Consider the following 1,213-nt stretch of genomic DNA (forward strand, 5'->3'; position numbering starts at 1 on the left):
CCGTCGGCCGCCTACGGGGTGCATTCCGAGGTCGGCACCCTGCGCAAGGTCCTGGTCTGCGCCCCCGGTCTCGCGCACACCCGGCTGACCCCGACCAACTGCGACGCGCTGCTGTTCGATGACGTGATGTGGGTGCAGAACGCCCGCCGCGACCACTTCGACTTCATGTCCAAGATGCGCGAGCGTGGGGTCGAGGTCGTGGAGTTGCACAACGTGCTCGCCGAGACGGTGGCGATCCCGGAGGCGAAGACCTGGCTGCTGGACCGCAAGATCGTCGCCAACGAGGTCGGGCTCGGGCTGGTCGAGGGCACCCGCGCGTTCCTGGACGGTCTGGAGCCCCGCAGGTTGGCCGAGTTCCTGATCGGCGGGTTGTCCACGATCGACCTGCCCGAGGATTTCCGCTCCGGGTACCTCGCGCTGGCCCGCGAGTCGGCTGGGGTGCCGGAGTACCTGATGCCGCCGTTGCCCAACACCCTCTACACCCGCGACACCACCTGTTGGCTCTACGGGGGGGTGACGCTCAACCCGTTGTACTGGCCCGCGCGCCACGACGAGACCCTGCTGATGAAGGCGGTCTATGAGTTCCATCCCGACTTCGTCGGCTCCGCGGTGTGGTGGGGCGACCCGGAGCGGGAGTGGGGCCTGGCCACCCTGGAGGGCGGCGACGTGATGCCGGTCGGCAACGGGGTGGTGCTGGTCGGGATGAGCGAGCGCTCCTCTCGGCAGGCGATCTCGCAGATGGCGGCGGCGTTGTTCGAGCGCGGCGTCGCCGAGCGGGTGATCGTGGCCGGGATGCCGAAGCTGCGCGCGGCGATGCACCTGGACACGGTGTTCACCTTCGCCGATCGGGACTGCGTCACCGCGTTCCCCGACATCGTCGACGGCATCCACACCTTCACCCTGCGCCCGCACGACAAGGACCCGGTCGAGGTCACCGAGGAGAAGTTGTCCTTCGTTCAGGTGGTCGCCGAGGCGCTGAACCTGTCGGAGCTGCGGGTCGTGGAGACCGGTGGCGACGCCTACGCCAGTGAGCGCGGGCAGTGGGACAGCGGCAACAACCTGGTCGCCGTGGAGCCCGGTGTCGTCTTCGCCTACGACCGCAACACCTACACGAACTCGCTGCTGCGCAAGGCCGGCATCGAGGTCATCACCATCGTCGGCGCCGAGCTGGGCCGGGGCCGGGGCGGCGGGCACTGCATGACCTGCCCGATCA

General features: G+C 69.1%; 1 protein-coding gene. It reads left to right on the top strand.

Annotated elements, in window-relative coordinates:
* On the top strand, positions 1-1,213 hold a 1,213-nt coding region (locus tag KDL28_RS40045; protein WP_252446705.1), incomplete at both ends, for an arginine deiminase.

This window comes from Pseudonocardia humida, assembly GCF_023898865.1.
Taxonomy (GTDB): domain Bacteria; phylum Actinomycetota; class Actinomycetes; order Mycobacteriales; family Pseudonocardiaceae; genus Pseudonocardia; species Pseudonocardia humida.